The 17,154-nt window shown below is 70.6% G+C and carries 16 protein-coding genes; 5 read left to right on the plus strand and 11 right to left on the minus strand.

The features are described 5' to 3' along the window. Positions 1-5: 5 nt before the first annotated feature. The 4 genes from RLT58_RS24955 to RLT58_RS24970 are packed head-to-tail and all read right to left on the minus strand — an operon-like array spanning position 6 to position 6,341. Entirely contained in the window at positions 6-2,309 is a 2,304-nt protein-coding gene (locus RLT58_RS24955; RefSeq protein ID WP_311312589.1) for a TniQ family protein, read from the minus strand. Next, positions 2,306-3,436: an AAA family ATPase gene (locus tag RLT58_RS24960; protein ID WP_311312590.1), complete on the minus strand. Its 1,131-nt coding sequence runs from the start codon at positions 3,434-3,436 to the stop codon at positions 2,306-2,308. Before RLT58_RS24960 ends, RLT58_RS24955 begins: the two co-directional genes overlap by 4 nt. Continuing rightward, a complete protein-coding gene (locus tag RLT58_RS24965) occupies positions 3,433-5,562 on the minus strand; it encodes a TnsB C-terminal domain-containing protein (RefSeq protein WP_311312591.1) in 2,130 nt (709 codons plus the stop codon). The genes RLT58_RS24960 and RLT58_RS24965 overlap by 4 nt, the downstream gene beginning before the upstream one ends. Continuing rightward, positions 5,559-6,341, minus strand: coding sequence for a TnsA-like heteromeric transposase endonuclease subunit (locus tag RLT58_RS24970; protein WP_311312592.1), 783 nt, complete (start codon positions 6,339-6,341; stop codon positions 5,559-5,561). Before RLT58_RS24970 ends, RLT58_RS24965 begins: the two co-directional genes overlap by 4 nt. A 137-nt stretch (positions 6,342-6,478) precedes the next feature. On the opposite strand from RLT58_RS24970, the gene RLT58_RS24975 reads away from it, so the two are divergent. The 3 genes from RLT58_RS24975 (at position 6,479) to RLT58_RS24985 (ending at position 8,478) form a co-directional block, all read left to right on the plus strand. After that, positions 6,479-6,904, plus strand: a complete 426-nt coding sequence (locus tag RLT58_RS24975) for an organic hydroperoxide resistance protein (RefSeq protein ID WP_311312593.1) — start codon at positions 6,479-6,481, stop codon at positions 6,902-6,904. Between the two features lie 75 nt (positions 6,905-6,979). After that, positions 6,980-7,840 carry an EI24 domain-containing protein gene (locus tag RLT58_RS24980; RefSeq protein WP_311312594.1) on the plus strand — a complete coding sequence of 287 codons (861 nt, stop codon included), beginning with the start codon at positions 6,980-6,982 and terminating at the stop codon, positions 7,838-7,840. Between the two features lie 29 nt (positions 7,841-7,869). Then, a complete protein-coding gene (locus RLT58_RS24985; RefSeq protein WP_311312595.1) occupies positions 7,870-8,478 on the plus strand; it encodes a LysE family translocator in 609 nt (202 codons plus the stop codon). Between the two features lie 11 nt (positions 8,479-8,489). On the opposite strand, the gene RLT58_RS24990 is transcribed toward RLT58_RS24985, so the two are convergent. Further along, positions 8,490-9,497 (minus strand): aldose epimerase family protein, encoded by a 1,008-nt coding sequence (locus RLT58_RS24990; protein WP_311312596.1) that lies wholly within the window; start codon positions 9,495-9,497, stop codon positions 8,490-8,492. Positions 9,498-9,508: 11 nt separating this feature from the next. After that, positions 9,509-10,426 carry an SGNH/GDSL hydrolase family protein gene (locus RLT58_RS24995; RefSeq protein WP_311312597.1) on the minus strand — a complete coding sequence of 306 codons (918 nt, stop codon included), beginning with the start codon at positions 10,424-10,426 and terminating at the stop codon, positions 9,509-9,511. Positions 10,427-10,779: 353 nt separating this feature from the next. Between RLT58_RS24995 and RLT58_RS25000 the strand changes: the two genes are divergently transcribed. Beyond that, positions 10,780-11,274 carry a DUF3145 domain-containing protein gene (locus RLT58_RS25000; protein ID WP_311312598.1) on the plus strand — a complete coding sequence of 165 codons (495 nt, stop codon included), beginning with the start codon at positions 10,780-10,782 and terminating at the stop codon, positions 11,272-11,274. Between the two features lie 94 nt (positions 11,275-11,368). On the opposite strand, the gene fabF is transcribed toward RLT58_RS25000, so the two are convergent. The 5 genes from fabF to RLT58_RS25025 form a co-directional block, all read right to left on the minus strand. Next, positions 11,369-12,631, minus strand: a complete 1,263-nt coding sequence (gene fabF / locus RLT58_RS25005; protein WP_311312599.1) for a beta-ketoacyl-ACP synthase II — start codon at positions 12,629-12,631, stop codon at positions 11,369-11,371. A gap of 77 nt (positions 12,632-12,708) precedes the next feature. Continuing rightward, complete coding sequence (locus RLT58_RS25010; protein ID WP_311312600.1) at positions 12,709-12,957, minus strand: acyl carrier protein; 249 nt, start codon at positions 12,955-12,957, stop codon at positions 12,709-12,711. Between the two features lie 63 nt (positions 12,958-13,020). Beyond that, positions 13,021-14,022, minus strand: coding sequence for a ketoacyl-ACP synthase III (locus RLT58_RS25015; protein ID WP_311312601.1), 1,002 nt, complete (start codon positions 14,020-14,022; stop codon positions 13,021-13,023). 13 nt (positions 14,023-14,035) lie between these two features. Beyond that, the gene (locus RLT58_RS25020; RefSeq protein WP_311312602.1) at positions 14,036-14,950 is read right to left on the minus strand and encodes an ACP S-malonyltransferase; all 915 of its coding nucleotides are present in this window, start codon (positions 14,948-14,950) and stop codon (positions 14,036-14,038) included. Between the two features lie 89 nt (positions 14,951-15,039). Beyond that, complete coding sequence (locus RLT58_RS25025; RefSeq protein WP_311312603.1) at positions 15,040-16,239, minus strand: PucR family transcriptional regulator; 1,200 nt, start codon at positions 16,237-16,239, stop codon at positions 15,040-15,042. Positions 16,240-16,349: 110 nt separating this feature from the next. Between RLT58_RS25025 and RLT58_RS25030 the strand changes: the two genes are divergently transcribed. After that, positions 16,350-17,006, plus strand: coding sequence for a pirin family protein (locus RLT58_RS25030; RefSeq protein WP_311312604.1), 657 nt, complete (start codon positions 16,350-16,352; stop codon positions 17,004-17,006). The last annotated feature ends 148 nt before the right edge of the window (positions 17,007-17,154 follow it).

Raw genomic sequence — 17,154 nt, forward strand, 5'->3', positions numbered from 1 at the left:
GTCTCTCAGTTGGCTCTTGGCCGGCGACCGGGTAGGTCGTGCCGCCGGGCCAGGTAGCTGATCATTCCGAGTGAGAATCCGGTCTCCGCTGCGAGGTCGCGGCAGGTGCGTCCAGTGGCGCGTTGGTCACGGAGCCAGTCGAGATCGATCTGCCGCCAGCGGGTGGCTTTGCCCTCACGTTTCATGCCGTATTCGCGGACCAGGACCTTAATGGCATCGACGTTCACGTCGGCGTGCTCCGCGATCCACTTGAGCGAGCGGTATTCGTCGAGGTAGAAGCGTGCGAACTTGTCCCTGGGGAGCGCGGCGCGAGCCCGGCGAACGGTCGCTCCTCTCTCCCACTTCGCGCTCTTCGCCTCCCCGGGAGGGGCGGGCTGCTCCTGCAGGACGAACCGGACGGTGTCGTGGCTGACGTTCAGGCGGCGGGCGGCCTGGGCTGTCGTCAGACAGTCGTCCCTGATGAGCCGGTGCAGCATGCCGAGGTCGATGTCCCGCAGGTCACACCCGGGCAACTCGAGATCGCGGATGGAGTCCGTCGGGGGCTGCCAGGAGACAGGTTCGCCGTGGATCTTCTGCCGGATGAGGAACTCTGCTGCGTGGCCTTCGAGTTGAACCATCAGCGCTGGGGTGAGATCCGTTTCGAAGGTCCGCAGCATGGTCCGCAGTTCCGCGGTGCTGGGAGCGTAGGGGGTCGGGGCGAGGGGTGCGGGGAGTCCGCTGAGCCGTTCGAAAAGCAGCGCGCGGGCGAACTGGTGGCGCCGTACTCCGCCGGCCTCGAACCCGATGTCCCGGCAGAGCTGCGTCCAGGTGTCCAGGGGCAGCAGGTCTCGGTAGTCGGCCGCGCGGCGGCGGTCGTAGTCGATCGGCGATTCTTCCTGGTCGAGGTAGTCCGCCAGTGCGGACAGACCGAGGCCGATGGCCTTGAAGTGCCCCTGCTTGGCGAGCCGGGACGTCATGTGAGTGCCCAGCCTGTCTTCCACCGGTGCTCGAAGGAGCCTGGCCCCTGTGCTGAAGTTCCGGGTGCCTCCGATGAGCAGGAGGTAGCACGACAGGGCCGGGCGGATTGTGCGAGAGAGGGCACCGTTCTGGGGAGACAGCCGGGCCGACCAGGCCGGCCAGAGTTGTGTCGGGGTCTTGCGGGCCCGCTCGGCGATCCGCGTTGCCGCCGAAGGGCCGGGCCTGCGTGGCATCGGGTCCGGGGTGCGGTAGCGCAACTGGTCGGTGAGTTTGAGGCGGGGTGCGAGAGTCGCGAGGTGGATCGCGTCGAAGACCGGGCTGGTGTGGGCCCACCGAAGCCCGACCTTGAGCGGGATGTTGCCGTCGGCGTCGCTGATCAGGTCGCGGAGAACAGTCGCGGCCTGGTGGGCGTCGCTTTGCCCGAGGATGTGCAGGGCCGCGCTGACGGTGAGGGCGGCGGTCGCGGCTCTCCGCGGGGCAAGGCGTCCTGGACGGGTCTCCTCGACGGGGTCGAAGGACCGCCGCTTCTCGGGCAGGGGCAGCTGGTGCAACGCCACGATCTCCGGCGGGGCGAAGCCCGTCAGCCGTTGGGGGACGCGGCGAAGGAGGATGGAGACCAGTGCCCGAAGGTCCGCGAACAGCGCAAGGCTGGACTGGGGATGGTCCTGATAGACGCTGAAGCCGGCCCGGCCGGAGGAGATCGCCGTCTCGATGCGTTCCTGGGCGGCGATCGTGGATCCCGGAGCGGCGAGCATGAGCGCGGGAACCTCCTCGAACGGCTGGCCGCAGCGTGCCGGCAGCTCGTTCTCCGAAGGACTGTGGCAGCGGCCCGGAGCGAGCGGGTGCCGGGTGGTCGCCGGGAAGTGCCGCGGTGTCCGACTGCAGCGCGGGCATGCGTCGACCAGCAGCAAGTGGTGATCGAGGCAGGCGAAGGACCAGCCGAGCCTCCAGCTCAGCTGCCACCTGCCGCCGCTCTCGGCCAGGCAGGCCGGGCAGTAGCGGGACCCGCGGGCCCGTCCCCAGACGTGCCTCGCCTCGACCCGGCGCCGCCGCGCGTCGATCCTGTGGGCCCGCCCGTCGTAGCGGGCCAAGGTCATGGCGTGGACCTGTTCCCGGGTGGGGCCGGCCGACCAGGCGACGCCTGCGACCTGGTCTGCGTCGAGGAGGGTGACCAGGCGGCCCAGGGTTCCGGATTCGACGGGCCGGGAGGGGCCGCGGGGCAGCAGGCCCATCGAGGTCAGGACGTCGCCGGTGGTAGTTCCCAGCCGGTGTGCGACCGCCTCCCACCAGGAGTCGAGGGCCTCGCCGGGGTGCGGGGCGAGACGGATCGGCAGGGTCCGCAGTTGAGTCACGGCCGAACCGCGCGCGATCGGGTCCGCCGTGAGCGCTGTCCCTTCAGGAGATTGCGTACGTCGTCCTGGGCCAGGTGGGCCGCCTGGTCGATCTTGACGCGGCTCAGGAGATCCTCGTCGAGACGCTCAGCGCCGGTGCGGACGGCTCGCTGGCAACCGCGGTTGATCAGGGTCATCAGCGAGCCGATGTGGCCGCTGGAGCGGATGAACAGGTAGTCGAACAGGTAGTCGGCGAGCATCCCCCGGTAAGTGCCGCGCAGAACCAGACGCTTTTCCAGGGCCAGCAGCAGCTGGCGCCACTGGCTGCGGCCCTGATCGGTGACCAGCTCGAAGGACCCCATGTCCAGACGGGTCGTGCGCCGGCCCGTCTGGGCCAGGACCGCGTTGTCGTAGGACTCGCCCTCGGAGAACAGACCGCGCTTGGCCAGGCCGACCCCGACGAACAGCAACGTCACCGGGAACTCGTTCGCGATGTATTTGAAGTGATTGCTCACCTCGACCCCGCCGGTCGCTCTCCAGCGCAAAAAGTGCAGGTCGTCCACGACCAGCAGCTTCACATCACACGAAAGCACGCAGTCCAGGGCCCGTTGGGCGAACTGCGCCGTGGTGCCGGCGGTGCGGCCGGGGTGGCCGAAGAACTCCAGCATCGCCCGGTTGAAGTCCTTCATCCCGGTGTTCCCCGTCAGGCCCACCCTGCAGACCGGGAGCCGTTCGTGGCCGCCGGCGGTGAACGCGCCGCCCTCGGCGATCTCCCGGCGGTGGAAGTCCCGGGCGAAGGCCAGCACCGCCGTCGTCTTGCCCAGCCCGGGGAAGGCGTCCACCGCGACGGCGCCCTTGGCCTGGTCACCGTCCTGCTGGTTGCTGTCGAGGATGTCCCACAAGTCCTCGTGCAGCTCGGCCAGCTGCGGCGTGCGCAACGGACCGAGGTTCGCGTGCCAGAACCGCCGGTCCCGGTCATACTCCGCCTTCGCCCGATCGCCCAGTGCCACGTACTCGCCGTGCGGCAGCAGGTCCGGCTGGATGCGCGGTGCCGCTCCCGCGAACGCCGACCAGCCCTCCTTGCGGGACAACGTCAACGCGTCCAGCCGGTGGGAGTCTCCCGGTGTCCAGGTGCCCTCACTGTTCACGCGTCCTCCAGAGCGCCCGAGTAGAAGTCGCTGTCGTCTTCCAGCTCCACGAGCCCGGCCTCGTCAGCCGCGTCGTCGTCACCCGTCTCCTGCGCGGCCGCCGACGCTGGCTGGGGCGGTGCCGTCTCCGGAAGGTCCATCAGACGCCTGAGGCTCGGCAGCACCGCGACGCCCTCCTCGGGCTCGGGCAGATCCAGAGCGACCTGTTCCCGGGCCAGCCGCAGCGCCATCCGGCGCTCGACCCGTGTGGTTCCCAGCCCGAGGTTCCACCGCTCGAACAGGTCACGGACCGCGGCCTTGTCATCCGGGAACCGGTCCCGGGCCGCGGCCAGGCGGCGGGCGAACTGCAACGCCTCCTCGCTCACCGGCATGTGACGCCCCGGCGCATGCTCCCAGGCCAGCGCATGCCACCGACGCTCAGCGGGATCGCGGAAGTAGACCGCGTTGATGTCGTCCGGATTCACCGCGATGGGCCACTTGCCGTCCCGGTCGGCGCTGAGCAGACCGCGGTAGGGATCCAGGGCGGCGCCGTTGTAGCGGCGCGCGTCCAGGTCGATGCCGTAATGCTGGATCTTCCGCCGTTCCACCCGCAGAAACTCAAACGCCAGATCCGGATCACGCGGGACCTCGATGTAACCGGCCCTGTGCAACCCGTGCTCGAACATTGCCGCCGGCGACATCCGCAACCCCGGCACCCCGGGATCGACCAGACTCGTGTGCGGCCGGTGGTGATACGTGCAGGCCACCCAATCCCGGATGATCGCCTCGAGCTCATGGAGGAAGAAGAACGCCTCCCCCTCGGGACGCTCCCCGCGCGAGTGCAGATCGGGACCCTTGTAGCCGGGCAGGCCCTGCAACAGGTCCTCGCGCAGGGTCAGGAAGAACCGCTCCAGCGGACCCTTGTCCCGCCCCGTCCGCAGCCGGGCCGGCTGCACCGAGATCCCCAACCGGCGGCAGACGCTGGTCAGATGCTCCGAAACGAACACCTTGCCGTGATCGACCAGCACCGTCTCCGGCACCAGCGCGGGCGACGCCGCCCCGCGCATCGGCCCCTCCAACGCGGTCCGGTCGATCAGCACCGACCGCGGAATGCCGTGCTCGGGCCAGAGAGCGTGCGTCGGCCAGCCCTCCCCCGCGGGCCGCGGCCGAAACGCCTGGTAGAGAGCGACACTGGCATCGACGGCCTTCGTCGACACCGGCGTGATCCTGATCCCCAAGACGCAGCGCGTGTACCAGTCCATCGCGACGGTCAGTTCCGCCTGCACCCACTGCAGCGTGACCGGGTCCAGCGCGAACACATCCAGGCGGTTGGTGTCCATCAGCAGGTACTCACCCGGCCGGGCCGGCCGCAGCTTCCCGTAGACCCCGCCGGGCCGGGCGGCGATGTCCCGGTTCCGCTTCGTGCTCAGCCGGAACGTCGGATGACGCCGCTCGACATCTTCAAGAAGGCGGTAGGCCGTCGCCCGGCTGGGCAGATCCTCCTCCGCGAACTTCCTGGCCAGCAACCGGGCCCGGGTCCGCTCGATGACCATCTTGCGCGACGGCTTGGACTGGCCCGTGTGCTCGACCATGACCTCCAGCGCCGTCTCCGCCCACGCCTGAGCGCTCCGGTGCCCCGAACGCGGCCCGCTGCGGGCCGGCGCGAGTCCCGCCTCGCCGTCGCGGCGGAAGCCCGCGACCCACCGCTTGACCGTGCGCACGGCCACCCCGAGCTCGGCCGCCTTCGCCGCGTACCGGCTCTCCATCGGCTCGCCCGGTGCGTAGGCAGCATGGGGCTCCCCCGCCGCCGGCAGCTCATCGCTGCCGCTGCGGAACCCGGTGAGTACCTCTCTCACGTGCGCGGCCCGTTCCAGCACCTGCTCGCGCTCAGCGTCGTTCAGCTGGCCCAGCACCACCGCTGCCGTTTCCTGCGGGTCGTCGGATGCCGGTCCTGGCCCGTCCGAGATGATGCGGGCGCGGTCGGACAGCAGCAGTTCCTTGACGGCCAGCCGCAGCAGCCGTCCCCGGCCGTCCTTGAGGACCACTTCGCCGCCCGCCTGCGTGGCAGCGAACTCCACCACCTCGACGACCTCGCCGTCGTAGGAGAAGCGGGTGCCCACTCCCACGCGCACCGCAGCCCGGCTCACGACGCCGTCCTCAGCACGCTGCGGGCGCTGAGCGGAACGCTCAGGTCGGTCAGCCACCGCTGTTTCCAGAGCAGACGCAAGACCGCGGCCCGCACCAGCGGAGCGGGACGATCGGGCAGGCAGGAGAACGCTGCCTCCAGCGTGTCCCCGTCAACGACCCGGTCGCCTACCTCGTCGAGGATGGCAGGATCGAAGAGCCGATCCTGTGGTGGCTCCTCATCCACCGCCTGGTCGCGTTCCTCCTCGAGCGGGTCCCACTCGAACAGCCAGTCCCGGCGGTAGCCCGCCAGGAACCGGACGTTGGCCAGCTCGGCTTCCGGCGGCTCGCTCCACACCTCGTAGCGCCAGCCGCGGGACTCGACCGCCTCGCGGGTCCAGGCGAAAGTGAACGCGTGCTCCGGCTTCGCCACCCGGTGCCGCGGCTTGACGTCCACCACCAGCGGGCCCGCGGCGGTGGCCAGCAGGTAGTCCGGGATGTGCCGGCGCAGCACACCGTCGATGTCGGCCCGCAGCAGGAAGGGCTGGGCCACGATCGCCGTCACGTCACGGTCGAAGTCGGCGTAGAGCAGCCGCGCCAGCTCCAGCCGCGACTCGTAGATCACGTGATCCGACTCCGTACTCGACCAGTACGAACCCGAGTAGTGCTGCTGCCCCATGTACCAACGAAACGTCCGACACGGCTCAGCCGCGTACAGCATCTCCAACGGCACAGACTCCCAGGCGAGACCCTCAGGCACCTCGTCCTTGGCAAGCCGAACACACACCTCTACATCCACCATCCGCCCCCAGCACCCGTGAAACTGACCTTGATCGCAGGACAGTTGCACGGGCACTGGTGCCCGAACGGCCACACCCATTTTCGATCACTCGAAAGTGTGATCATTCCAGGCCGGGTATTCTCAACACCGCGTCATAAGTGCTATTCAGAGGTCATCGCTCGCGAGAACATGACGCGGATTCTGAGTACCTACATGACGGCCGGGTCTCCTCGGACGACGGCAAGCTCGACGTGGTCGTCAACCCGCCGAAGGAGATGGGCGGCAGCGGCGCGGGCACCAACCCGGAGCAGCTCTTCGCCGCCGGTTACAGTGCCTGCTTCCAGGGCGCGCTCGGCGTCGTGGCCCGTCAGGAGAAGGCCGACATCGCCGGCTCCACGGTGACCGCCGCCGTCTCCATCGGCAAGACCGAGGCCGGCGGCTTCGGCCTCCAGGTCGCGATCACGGCGACCATCCCGAACGTCGACCGGGAGACCGCGCAGGCGCTCATCGAGAAGGCGCACCAGGTGTGCCCGTACTCGAACGCCACGCGCGGCAACATCAAGGTGGAGCTCGCGGTCGCCTGACCGTCCGCACCGCTGCGCACAGCTGAGGGCCGTACCCCGCGGGGGTGCGGCCCTCGGTCCCATTAGGCTGGCGCCATGCGTGATCTCGGGGTGGGTTTCGGCTATTTGATCAAGGGTCAGCGCTGGGTCGTCCGGCACGGCAGATGGCTCGGTATAGGGCTTCTGCCCGGTCTGATCACGCTCGTCCTGTACGCGGGCGCGCTCGTCGGCCTCGGCTTCGGCGCCGACGACTTCGTGGACTGGGCGACCCCGTTCGCCGACGACTGGTCCTCGCCCTGGCTCGGCCTGCTGCGCAACACCCTGACCGCCCTGGTGTTCGTCTTCGGGGTGTTCCTCGCCGTGATCACCTTCACCGCCGTGACCCTGCTGGTCGGGCAGCCCTTCTACGAGTCGCTGTCCGAGGAGGTCGACCGCGCCGAGGGCGGCGAGGTCCCCGAGTCCGGACTGCCGCTGTGGCGGGAGCTGTGGATCTCCGCCCGCGACAGCGTGCGCATCCTGGTGCGGGTCCTGCTGTACGCCGTCCTGCTCTTCGCCCTCGGCTTCGTCCCGGTCGCCGGGCAGACCGTCGTCCCCGTCCTCGGCTTCTGTGTCACCGGCTACTTCCTGGCGGAGGAACTCACCGCCGTCGCGCTCCAGCGCCGAGGCCTGGTGCTGAAGGACCGGCTGGTCCTGCTGCGCGGCCGGCGGCTGCTGACGCTCGGCTTCGGCGTCCCGCTGGGGCTCGCGTTCCTGGTCCCGTTCGTCGCGGTGTTCCTGATGCCGGGAGCGGTGGCCGGCGCGACGCTGCTGGCGCGCGACCTGGTCGGCGCGGACGACTCGGACGACGAGGACGACGACGGCGACGAGGAGCCGGACGACGCGGACGACGGTGCGGACCCCGCCCCGGTGCCGGTTCCGCCCCCGGCCCCGCCCGCGCCCGGCACCAACGAGAACTGACCGACGAGAACGGGAGCCAAGGACCCACCATGACCGAGATCTTCGCCGTCGCCGTCATCACCGTCCTCGCGGTCATCAGCCCGGGTGCCGACTTCGCGATGGTCGTGCGCAACAGCTATCTGTACGGCCGCACCACCGGCCTCCTCGCGGCCACCGGGGTCGCCGCGGGCGTCCTCGTCCACGTCACGTACACCATGCTCGGCGTCGGGCTGCTGATCGCGTCCTCGACCGCCCTGTTCACCGCGCTCAAGCTGGCGGGCGCCGCGTACCTCGTCTACATCGGCGTACGGACCTTCTTCGCCCGCAACGACCTGGACGTCGACCTGGAGCCGAAGTCCGGCCTGACGCCGTTCGGGGCGCTGCGCACCGGCTTCCTCACCAACGCGCTGAACCCCAAGACCACCCTCTTCGTCGTCTCGACCTTCACCCAGGTGGTCGGACCGGACACCGGCCTGTGGCAGCAGGCCGGTTACGGGCTCTTCATGTCCGTCGCCCACTTCGGCTGGTTCGGGCTCGTCGCGCTGTTCTTCTCGCACGCCCGGCTGCGCACCGCGATGCTGCGGTGGCAGAAGGTCCTCAACCGGGGCATCGGCTCGGTGCTCGTCGGGCTGGGCGTCACCCTCGGCTTCGCCCGCTGACCCGGGTCCTGTCAGCCCGCCCGGCGCACCGAGAACCCGTACACCGTCGTCGACACGTACTCCTCGCCCGGCCGCAGCACCGTGCTCGGGAACTCCGGCCGGTTCGGGGAGTCCGGGAAGTGCTGGGTCTCCAGCGCGATCCCGGCGCACGGGCCGAACGGCCGCCCGTCGAAGTGGTCCGCCGTGTAGAGCTGGAGGCCCGGCTCGGTCGTCGTGACGGTCAGGACCCGCCCCGACCCCTCGTCGTACAGCTCGGCCGCCGGCGCCGCGCCGTCCGTGTCCAGCACGAAGTTGTGGTCGTACTCCTTGGAGACCGGCTTCGGCTCCCGGAAGTCGAAGCGGGTCCCGTCCACCGGCAGGAACTCACCGGTCGGCAGCGACTCCGCGTCGGCCGGGGTGACCGAGGCGGCGGCGATCCGCAGCCGCTGGCCCAGCGCGCTGCCGCTCTCGGCGCCGGCCAGGTTCCAGTACGTGTGGTTGGTCAGGTTCAGCACGGTCGGCGCGTCCGTCGTCGCCCGGTAGGCGATGCGCAGCGCCCCGTCCGCGTCCAGCGTGTACGCCGCGGTGAGCTCCAGGCGGCCGGGAAAGCCCTCCTCGCCGTCCGCCGCCACGAGGGAGAGCTCCACCCCGTCCGCGATCTCCCGGGCGTCCCACACACGCTTGTCGAAGCCGCGCGCCCCGCCGTGCACATGGTTGCGGCCCTCGTTGCGCGTGAGGTGGTGCGTCCGTCCGTCGAGGTCGAACGACGCCCCGCCGATCCGGTTCGCGTACCGCCCGACCAGCGCGCCGAAGTAGGGCCCGGTGTACTCCTGGTAGGAGGCGAGGTCCGGCAGCCCGAGCGCGATCCCGGCCCGCGCCCCGTCCCGGTCCGGGACCTCGACCGACTGCACGATCCCGCCGTACGTCAGCACGCGCACCCGTGTGCCGTCCCGCTCCAGCGTCCAGCGGTGCACGGCGGTGCCGTCCGCGAGGGTGCCGAAGTGTTCCGTGCGCATCGCCGTGTTCGAACCCGTCTCCATGATCACGGACTTTACGCGGGCGGGCGGGCCGCCGTGACGTTGCGGTACGCGATCTCGGCCAGCCGGGCCTGTCCGTTGCGGCCGGGGTGGAACCAGTCCCACTGGCTGAGCTGCTTGCCGGTGAAGCGGTAGTCGAACACCGCCCCGCCGTCGTAACGGCAGCGCGTGTCCTTCGCGCACACCTCGCGCAGCACCTCGTTGTACGCCACGACGCGCTCCTGCACCGCGGCCCGCCGGGCCACCGCCGAGGCGCTCATGTCGTCCGCGTTGCTCAGCATCGACTTGCAGATCCCCAGCTTCCAGATCTGCTTGCCCAGCTGATTGCCGCGCCCCGTCGACCAGAGCCGCATCAGGTCCGGCACGCTCGACACGTACACCTGCGCCTTCGGTGCCTCGGCGCGCAGCTGACGCATCGACGCCCGGAACGAGGCGCGGAAATCGGCCACCGGGGTCATGGTGCGCACCGAGTCCCGGCAGGCGTCGTTGGCGCCGATCATCACCGTCACCAGATCCGGGTCCTCCTTCGCGGCCAGCGCCATCTGCTCCGGCAACTGGGCGATCCGGGCCCCCGTCTCGGCGTGGTTCCAGCTGCGGGCGGCGGCCCCGGAGGAGCCGAGGAGCCGTACGGCCAGACTGCGCACCGTGCTGTCCGTCCCGGTCGACCATGACACCTCGGGGCAGTCCGCCAGCACCGAACAGGCGTCGAAACCCCGGGTGATGGAGTCCCCGACCGCGGCGATCGACTTCGGGCTGCGGTCCCACACCGGTCCGGCCGCCGGGGACGGCTTGCGCGCGGTGGCCGACGAGCCCTTGGTGGTCCCGTCGGATCCGGAGTCGCAGCCGGTCAGCGCGGCCGTGCCGAGGAACGACAGCGCGGCCAGCGCGGCCAGTGCGGTGCGCGAGCGGTGCCGTACGGACCGATCCGGCATTCCCTGTTCCCCTCCTGTCCCATGCCTCCGGCACACCCTCGCGGCACCGGTCGGCGGGCCCGCGTCCTCCGGCGGGTGAATGCCGGGTGAATCAGGGGCCCGGGACCGACGGTACGTCACACCTCGGACGCCGAGGCGCGGTAGCTTTTCCACGTCGAACCAGTGGCTCCTTCGTCCGCCCGGCTCCACTCGGGTGGCATCCGAACATCACATCACGTCACATACTGTCGCTTTTCCGGAGAATAACTCCCGATGCTGTTTACTGATGACAACCTCGGGCAGCGGCCGAGAAAAGGCGGTACGGGCGCGAGGCCGCTGGGGAAGGCGAACCTCGTCCCACACTGGAGGTCCCGGTGACGACACGTGGAGTCCTGTACGTTCACTCCGCACCGCGCGCGCTCTGCCCACACGTCGAATGGGCGGTGGCGGGTGTCCTCGGTGTGCGGGTCCAGCTCGACTGGATCAGACAGCCGGCCGCGCCCGGTACCTGGCGCTCCGAATTCTCCTGGCAGGCCCGCTCGGGCACGGCGTCCAAGCTCGCCTCCGCGCTGCGCGGCTGGGACCTCCTGCGCTTCGAGGTGACGGCGGAGCCGTCGCCGTCGGCGGAGGGGGAGCGGTACAGCTCGACGCCGGGGCTGGGGATCTTCCACGCCGTCACCGGCATGCACGGCGACATCCTGGTCCCGGAGGACCGGCTGCGGGCCGCGCTCGCCCGTTCGCTGGGCGGCGAGTCGGACCTGGAGGCGGAGATCGCCAAACTCCTCGGCAAGCCGTGGGACGACGAACTGGAGTCCTTCCGCCACGCGGGCGAGGGCGCCCCGGTCCGCTGGCTCCACCAGGTGGTGTGACCCCGGCCCCACCGGGCTCCGCCCCCGGCAAGGGCCGCAGACAGCAGGAAGCCCGCCTCCCCGGCAAGGGGGAAGCGGGCTTCACCGCGTGAGGTCACACGCTCCGGAACGCCAGCACCACGTTGTGGCCACCGAAGCCGAACGAGTTGTTGATCGCCGCGATCGGCCCCTCAGGCAACGCGCGCGGCGCATCGCGGACGATGTCCGCCTCGACCGCGTCGTCGAGGTTCTCGACGTTGATCGTCGGCGGCGCCATCCGGTGGTGCAGCGCCAGCACCGTCGCCACGGTCTCGATGCCACCCGCCCCACCGAGCAGGTGCCCCGTCATCGACTTCGTCGCGGAGATCGCGACATGGTCCAGATCGTCGCCCAGCACCTTGCGCAGGGCCTTCAGCTCCGCCACGTCGCCCTGCGGGGTGGACGTCGCGTGCGCGTTCAGGTGGACGACCTCGGACGGCTTGAGGTCCGTCTGGTCCAGCAGGTTCTGCATCGCCGCGGCGATACCGCGACCCGTCGGCTCGGGCTGCGCGATGTGGTGGGCGTCGGCCGAGAGACCCTGGCCCAGCACCTCGCAGTAGACCCGGGCGCCCCGTGCGGCCGCGTGCTCCGCGGACTCCAGGACGACGACACCGGCGCCCTCACCGAGGACGAAGCCGTCCCGGGCGGTGTCGTAGGGGCGCGACGCCTTCTCGGGCTCGTCGTTGCTCTTGGACATCGCCATCATGTTGGCGAACGCGGCGATCGGCAGCGGGTGGATCGCCGCCTCGGTGCCACCGGCGAGGACCACGTCGGCACGGCCGGTGCGGATCATCTCGACGGCGTAGCCGATCGCCTCGGCACCCGACGCACAGGCGGAGACCGGGGTGTGGACGCCCGCCTGGGCGTTCACCTCGATCCCGACGTTCGCGGCCGGGCCGTTGGGCATGAGCATGGGCACGGTGTGCGGGGAGACGCGGCGTACGCCCTTCTCCTTCAGCACGTCGTACTGGTCGAGCAGGGTGATCACGCCGCCGATACCGGAGGCGATGACCGAACCCAGCCGCTCGGGCTGGATCTTCTCGTCCTCACCGGCCTTGCCGGTGAACCCCGCGTCCGCCCACGCCTCGCGGGCCGCGATCAGCGCGAACTGCGCCGACCGGTCCAGCTTGCGCGCGAGCGGACGGGGCAGGACGTCAGCGGGATCGACGGCCGCGAGGGCCGCGATCCGGACAGGCAGTTCGGCGAAACGTTCGCCCTCAAGAGGCTTGACGCCGGACCGGCCGGCCATCAGACCTTCCCAGGTCGATGCGGAATCGCCACCCAGCGGAGTGGTTGCGCCGATACCGGTGACGACCACGGTGCGATTGGTCGAGTTCACTGGAAAATCTTCTCCACGTGTAGAGGGTCGTGAATCAGCGGCGCCACCGCCGGGTGGCGACACACGAACCGGCTGGATCAGGCCTGGTGCTTGAGGATGTAGTCGGCGGCGTCGCCGACCGTCTTGAGGTTCTTGACGTCCTCGTCCGGGATCTTGACCTCGAAGCGCTCCTCGGCGGCGACGACGACCTCGACCATGGACAGCGAGTCGACATCGAGGTCGTCGGTGAAGGACTTGTCCAGCTGGACGTCCTCGGCCGGGATACCGGCGATCTCGTTGACGATCTCGGCGAGACCCTCGAGGATCTCTTCCTGCGTGGCGGCCATGTTGGCGCTCCTTCGATGTATATCTGCTGGGTTCGGGCGTCCGGGCGAAAAGACCCGGTGTGCCTAGGGGAGGGTAACGACCGTCGCGGCGTAGACGAGACCCGCCCCGAAGCCGATGACGAGCGCGGTGTCGCCGCTCTTTGCCTGACCGGTCGCCAGGAGCCGCTCCATAGCGAGCGGAATCGAGGCGGCGGAGGTGTTGCCGGTGGTCTCCACGTCACGGGCGACCGTGACGTGGTCCGGCAGCTTCAGGGTCTTCACCATCGAGTCGATGATCCGCATGTTGGCCTGGTGCGGAATGAAGACGTCCAGGTCTTCCGGGGCGATCCCGGCCGCGTCCAGCGCCTGCTGGGCGACCTTCGCCATCTCGAAGACGGCCCAGCGGAAGACCGCCTGGCCCTCCTGAGTGATGGCCGGGAACTTCTCCGGACGGTCGGCGTGGAAGGTGTCCCACGCCACGGTCTGCTTGATCGTGTCGGACTTGTCGCCCTCGGAGCCCCAGACCGTCGGGCCTATGGCGGGCACCTTGGAGGGGCCGACGATGACCGCGCCTGCGCCGTCGCCGAACAGGAACGCCGTCGCGCGGTCGCTCAGGTCGGTGAGGTCGCTGAGCCGCTCCACGCCGATGACGAGCACGTACTCGGCGGAGCCCTCGACGATCATGCCCTTGGCGAGGGTGAGTCCGTAGCCGAAGCCCGCGCAGCCGGCCGAGATGTCGAAGGCTGCGGGCTTGCCGGCGCCGACCTTGTGGGCGATCTCGGTCGCGATGGCCGGGGTCTGCTTGAAGTGCGACACGGTGGAGACGATGACCCCGCCGATCTGCTCCGGGGTGATCCCGGCGTCCGCGATGGCCTTGCCGGCCGCCTCGACGGACATCGCGGCCACGGTCTCCTGGTCGGAGGCCCAGTGGCGGGTGGCGATGCCGGACCGGGAGCGGATCCACTCGTCCGACGAGTCGATCGTCTCGAGGATCACCTCGTTGGGCACGACACGGGTCGGGCGGTAGCCGCCGACCCCCATGATCCGTGCGTACGGGGCGCCCTGGCTGGGCTTGATCTTCGACATGCTCTCGGGCTCCTTAGGCGCCCGCGTGCTCAGCGATGAGCGCGCGGGCCGCGTCGAGGTCGTCGGGGGTCTTGAGCGCGAGAGTCCGGACGCCGGGCAGCGCCCGCTTGGCCAGACCGGTGAGCGTGCCGCCGGGGCAGGCCTCGATGAGCGCCGTGACGCCCAGCTCCTTGAACGTCTCCATGCACAGGTCCCAGCGCACCGGGTTGGCGACCTGGCCGACCAGCCGGGAGATGACCTCCGCGCCGGTCGCGACGGCCTTCCCGTCGGCGTTGGAGACATATGTCACGGCCGGGTCGGAGACCTCCAGGGCCGTGGCGGCCTCCCGGAGACGCTCGACGGCCGGAGCCATGTGGTGCGTGTGGAACGCGCCCGCGACCTTGAGCGGCACCACGCGGCGCACGCCCTCGGGCTTGTCCTCGGTGAGCGCGGCGATCTGCGCGGCGGTGCCGGCGGCGACGATCTGGCCGCCCCCGTTGACGTTCGCCGGGGTCAGGCCGAGCTTCTCCAGGTGCGGGACGGTGACCTCGGGGTCGCCGCCGAGCAGCGCCGCCATGCCGGTCTCGGTGACCGCGGCGGCCTCCGCCATGCCGAGCCCACGGGTGCGTACGAAACGCAGCGCGGCCTCGTCGTCGATGACCTCGGCGAGAGCGGCCGCGGTGATTTCACCCACGCTGTGGCCTGCGACGACAGCCGGCGACGCGTCGAGCGCGGCGGCGGAGAGCAGACCGGCGGCGACCAGCAGCGGCTGGGCCACCGCGGTGTCACGGATCTCCTCCGCGTCGGCCTTGGTGCCGTAGTGGGCAAGGTCGAGCCCGATGGCGTCGGACCAGGCCGCGATGCGGTCGGTGGCACCGGGGAGGTCGAGCCAGGGAGTCAGGAAGCCGGGCGTCTGAGCGCCTTGGCCGGGAGCGACGAGTACGAGCACCCTCACACTCTCTCTTGTGAACGGTCCGGAACACCCGTGGGGACAGGGACGAAGAACCGTATGGGGAATTGTTGATGTCCGACAAAAGTCTAGGACTGGGTATCCCTGTCGGCCAGACGCCCCAGGATCAGGGCGATCCGCAGAGTGAACGCCGAGCGGACATCGGAGGGCGACCAGCCGGTGACGTCTGTCACACGTCGGAGCCGGTAGCGCACGGTGTTGGGATGGACGAACAGCATCCGGGCCGCGCCCTCCAGGCTGCTCGCCTGTTCCAGATACACACTCAGCGTCTCCAGGAGGGCCGAACCCGCTTCTTCGAGCGGTCTGTAGATCTCCTCCACCAACTGATCCCGCGCGGCCGGGTCGCCCGCCATCGCGCGCTCCGGCAGGAGATCGTCCGCGAGCACCGGCCTCGGCGCGTCCTGCCAGGCGCCGCACGCCTTGAGCCCGGCCGCCGCCGCCTGCGCGGACCGGGTGGCCGCCAGCAGGTCGGGCACCACCGGGCCGGCGACGACCGGCCCCGCCGCGTACGGGCCGATCAGGGCCTTCGCGACCTGGAGCGGGTTGTCGCTGCCGCCCGCGATGACGACCAGCCGGTTGCCGAGCACCCCGGTCAGGACCTGGAGCTTGGCGTGCCGGGCGGCCCGGCGGATCGCCTCCACGGTCAGCTCGCTGTCGCCGTCGGGGGCGGTGCCGAGCAGGACGCAGACGTGTTCGGGGGAGTTCCAGCCGAGCGCGGCGGCCCGGGAGACGGCGCCCTCGTCGGCCTCGCCGGACAGCACCGCGTTGACCACCAGCGATTCGAGCCGGGCGTCCCAGGCGCCCCGCGCCTCGGCCGCCTGCGCGTACACCTGGGCGGTGGCGAAGGCGATCTCGCGGGCGTAGACGAGCAGCGCCTCGCGCAGCACCGACTCGTCGCCGGGCGCGGCGACCTCGTCGATCGCCGCCTCCATGACCTCGATCGTCGTACGCACCATCTCGACGGTCTGGCGCAGCGTGATCGCCCGGGTCAGCTCGCGCGGAGCCGTACCGAAGACGTCGGTCGAGATGGCCTGCGGGGTCTCGGGGTGCCGGAACCACTCGGTGAACGCGGCGATACCGGCCTGGGCCACCAGGCCGATCCAGGACCGGTTCTCCGGAGGCATCGCCCGGTACCACGGCAGCGACTCGTCCATGCGGGCGATCGCGTTCGCGGCCAGTCGGCCGGAGGACTGCTCCAGCCGCTTCAGGGTCGCGGCATGGAGATGGGCGTCGTTCGCAGCGGGCTGCTCAGGATCGGGTCGGGGCACGGACACAAGACTGCCTTATCCGGACGGGTGCCCGAAGGGGCGGGGCCGGTGGCGGGTCGTACCGGGCGGAGTCCGGCGCCCGCCGGGTCCGGGCGGGCTACCGTGGGCGGGTGATTTCCGTACGTCGCTCGGGCGACCGATTCAGGGGCGGGGACGGGGCGGCCGGCATCGAGTCCCGGCACTCCTTCTCCTTCGGCACCTTCTACGATCCGGACAACCTCCGCTTCGGCCCGGTCCTGGCGTGCAACGAGGAACGGCTCGCGCCCGGCGCGGGCTTCGAGGAGCACCCGCACAGTCACACCGAGATCGTCACCTGGGTCGTGGAGGGCGAGCTGACCCACCGCGACTCGGCGGGCCACGCCACCGTCGTACGGGCCGGCGACGTCCAGCACCTCAGCGCCGCCTCCGGCGTCCGGCACGTCGAACGCAACGACGTGGACCGTCCTTTGACGTTCCTTCAGATGTGGCTCGCGCCGCTGGAGCCCGGCGGCGAGCCCGCGTACACGACCGTCCCCGGCATCGCCGACTCCACCCCGTACGCCCTGCCGGAGGCGGGGGCCATGCTCCATGTGCGGCGGCTGGCGGAGGGCGAGCGCACGGCCGTCCCGGACGCTGCGCGCGCGTACGTCCATGTGGTGCGGGGCGGGGTGCGCCTCGGCGATCAGGAGCTGACGGCGGGCGACGAGGCCCGGATCACCGGCGAGGAGGGCCTCGAACTGGTCGCGGACGGACCGGCCGAGGTGCTGGTCTGGGAGCTTTCGGCCTGAGCCGCCCGCGCTGCGTGCGGGGAGGGCCCGGCTCCGGGAACACCCGCGGCGGGCCGCACCATGTCGGTCACGGCCGGGGAGAGTATCGGCCATTCACGATCTCTGACTACCGGGACCGCGGGGCCTGTTGGCATGTTGGCCTCGGTGA

Source organism: Streptomyces sp. ITFR-16 (assembly GCF_031844705.1).
Taxonomy (GTDB): Bacteria; Actinomycetota; Actinomycetes; order Streptomycetales; family Streptomycetaceae; genus Streptomyces.